2 protein-coding genes and 3 pseudogenes are annotated in these 2758 nt (G+C 40.0%); all 5 read right to left on the minus strand.

Annotated elements, in window-relative coordinates; translation table 11 throughout:
- Positions 1–381, minus strand: a pseudogene (locus IM515_RS24660) (IS1634 family transposase); the annotation flags it as partial.
- Between the two features lie 11 nt (positions 382–392).
- Positions 393–756: pseudogene (locus tag IM515_RS24665) on the minus strand (transposase); the annotation flags it as partial.
- Between the two features lie 239 nt (positions 757–995).
- Positions 996–1126 (minus strand): annotated as a pseudogene (locus IM515_RS24670) (IS1 family transposase); the annotation flags it as partial.
- 21 nt (positions 1127–1147) lie between these two features.
- The gene (locus IM515_RS24675) at positions 1148–1474 is read right to left on the minus strand and encodes a hypothetical protein (protein WP_287627797.1); all 327 of its coding nucleotides are present in this window, start codon (positions 1472–1474) and stop codon (positions 1148–1150) included.
- Positions 1475–1670: 196 nt separating this feature from the next.
- Positions 1671–2351, minus strand: coding sequence for a hypothetical protein (locus IM515_RS24680; RefSeq protein ID WP_287627796.1), 681 nt, complete (start codon positions 2349–2351; stop codon positions 1671–1673).
- Positions 2352–2758 lie beyond the last annotated feature (407 nt).

Raw genomic sequence — 2758 nt, forward strand, 5'->3', positions numbered from 1 at the left:
AAATCTCAAAATGTTGCGCCTCTCATCCGTTAAGTTGCTAATCTTTTGATTGTCTTGAATAGGTCGGAGATGAATCCCTTGAAAGTTCTGAAATATCCAGCGTAATGTTGGTCGGTCAGTTAACTTACCCAACTGATTTTTCAGTCCCGTCTCCTGCTGTTTTAAGTTCAGACGAAGTTGTCTTTGACCAATAGTATAAACCAGTAGGCACAAGCCCATGAGCATGGCCATTACCTCAATTCTATGGGGAGATTTGAGAAAGACACTGTCGGCAAAAAAGCCGGGGTCTTTGAGAAAAGAAAATGCTCTTTCTGGAGCTTGTTGCCCCTTATATTTTTTGAGTATATCCTCACTGCTTAATCGTTGTTTCTCCAATTCGTTATACCAAATTTCTAAATTCCTGACAGACATAGAGCTTCTAAAATCCAAGACCATCCCGTTAAATACCCGATAGTGTCATTGGATAAACGATTTAAAAGAGCATCGAGTTTATCTCTTAAAGCATCAAGAGATTCAAAAGTTTCCCATGCCAGAAAATTTTTCAGGTACAGCCAAACTCTCTGTTGCGGGGTTAACTTCAGGACAACAAGAAGGTTGATAAAACAAGATAATATTGTCGGGAATTTCTAAGTGTCCCGCCATATGTGCAGGAGCGTTATCTACTTGTAAAATATGTAATTCATTGGGAAAAGCTGGCGATAGTTGTAATAGATATTCTCCGAAACAATCCCCATCTAAATGGGAGAATTCATAGAACCCACATTCCGCACCCTCAACTGTCACATAAGCTGTCCCCCTCCAGAGACTTGAGTAAAAATACTTAGCTGGTGAAGGTTTTCTCGGCACCAGCTAGGGGGGTCTTGAGACCCCTAATTATGAAAAAATAGGAATTGTTGGAAAACTGAGGCGAGTGGACTGTTCGACCATGAATCAATCAACAGAAATTGGGTGGTGATTCGGTAGTAGTGATGGCGGCTTAATCCTTTGCTTTGCTGTGCATTGTAGTCATGGATAAAATACCAAACAGTTCCCCAACGTGATTCTCCATTTTTTTAGAGAAAGATAGACTCTCTCTCACCAGCCGAGAAATCCTTTGTCGAAAGGTATTATTTAATCTTTCAAGATGCAGCCAATTACGCATCCCTGCTTATACCACCAACTTAACACTATAATTTAATGTCGTTCCTTTTACTTGGTATATACCTGTCAGACCATTAGGCTGATACTCTAAACATGGAGAGCCACTCTCTTGCTTTCCCAGAACTGCCTCAACATAAGGTGTTACCAATACATCGGTAATAGGATCGATTCCGATTTCTTTTAAATCTGGACTTGTTCGAGTTTTATTAATCGGATAGTTACCACTATTCCAGCTTGTAATATTCCAGTTCCCGTGAATATCTTGCCATAGAATCGAGAAATTCATAACAAACCCTGCATTGTTAATACAAGCGATTTTTTGCACCTGATTCATCAATAGTACTCCTTGAATTCATTGACAAACTATTTAGTAAGATGGGATATTTTGATATAAAGAAGGCGTTGCTTAGTCAAGGCATGACAAGGAATAAGTTTAAAAATCAAAAGTCTTACAGATTTCCTCTCTCCAATCCATTGTTGAGATTGACTCATTAAGCCTATTTATTAGCAACGCCGAAATTCTGATGTTTTTAGCTCATATTTACACTCCAAGTTCCGTTGTTATTATAAGTTACATTCGCTGTCGTGTAACCAGGTGTAAAGTCACACACAGCAGCCTGTTGAGACGATGCAGTAAAATCCATAACTATCCCCTGTGTGTATGTACCAGCTGCAACATAGTAAGCCAGTATTGGCTGACAATCAATGTTATCTAGCGGTTGTGCGTTAACAAAGTCAGAAAGAACAATTCCACCATTTACCTTAACAGCTGACCCTGCGTTAAAGAAAGTCGGAGGTGAATTATACTGTGCTGTTTTGATACGGAAAGCGCCTGGTTGGACATTCGAGTCATAGGTAGCAGGGGTTAATCCCAATGCTTTTGTTGACGGATCGTAGGTCATCGCTGTAGAGTTAGAAGCTTGACTTCCCGATGCAGTCAAATTAATAGCCTGAATAGATGATTGATAGCCAGAGGAATTCCCAACAGGCGGGGCTGCACTATTGGCTTCCTGTACTGCCGCATAGTATTCCATATTGGCTTGGAATGTTAATATTGTGCCAGATCCACCAAATGGCTGTAACAAACGCTGATACAGGCTATTGGAATATACTTGTTTACCACCAACATAGATTGCAGGTTTTCGGAAGAAGAAAAAGTTGTTGTTCTGAGCTGCATTGCCGGTTACATTGATCGTGAGTAGTGTGGACATAGAAGTCTCCCCTATCCCCAGATTGGTTATGATACTGTTGAGCTTTGTGTTTTCTACACAGGACAATTTCTGAACTGCCACCGGAAGGTTGCACTATCGAGATTTTTTGCTGTACTAAACAAAATATCTTGTCTTTTTTTGTGTGCATTACTGGCAATTCGCTACTTCTAATTCAGGTTTACCCAAGTTAGTTACTCGATTTTGGAAAATTTGGGTACTTTGAATTGCACCTCATGGAAAAGTCGCACGGCACGATTAAGCATCAACCGGGTGCATCCCACTTAAGAGCGAGTATAAATACTCATTGAGAGAATTATGAGAGAATAGAGAGAAAAAATCGGAAAAATTTCATGTTAAACATCCCTCCAGAAGAAAAAGCGCAAGTAGAAATATATCTAACCGAGACA

The sequence above is a fragment of the Microcystis sp. M44BS1 genome, assembly GCF_020244875.1.
GTDB classification, from domain to species: domain Bacteria; phylum Cyanobacteriota; class Cyanobacteriia; order Cyanobacteriales; family Microcystaceae; genus Microcystis; species Microcystis panniformis.

Bases quoted from the DNA above. Each gene is read 5' to 3' on its own strand.
- IM515_RS24680 (WP_287627796.1), bottom strand. From the start codon at position 2,351: ATGTCCACACTACTCACGATCAATGTAACCGGCAATGCAGCTCAGAAC.
- IM515_RS24675 (WP_287627797.1), bottom strand. From the start codon at position 1,474: ATGAATCAGGTGCAAAAAATCGCTTGTATTAACAATGCAGGGTTTGTT.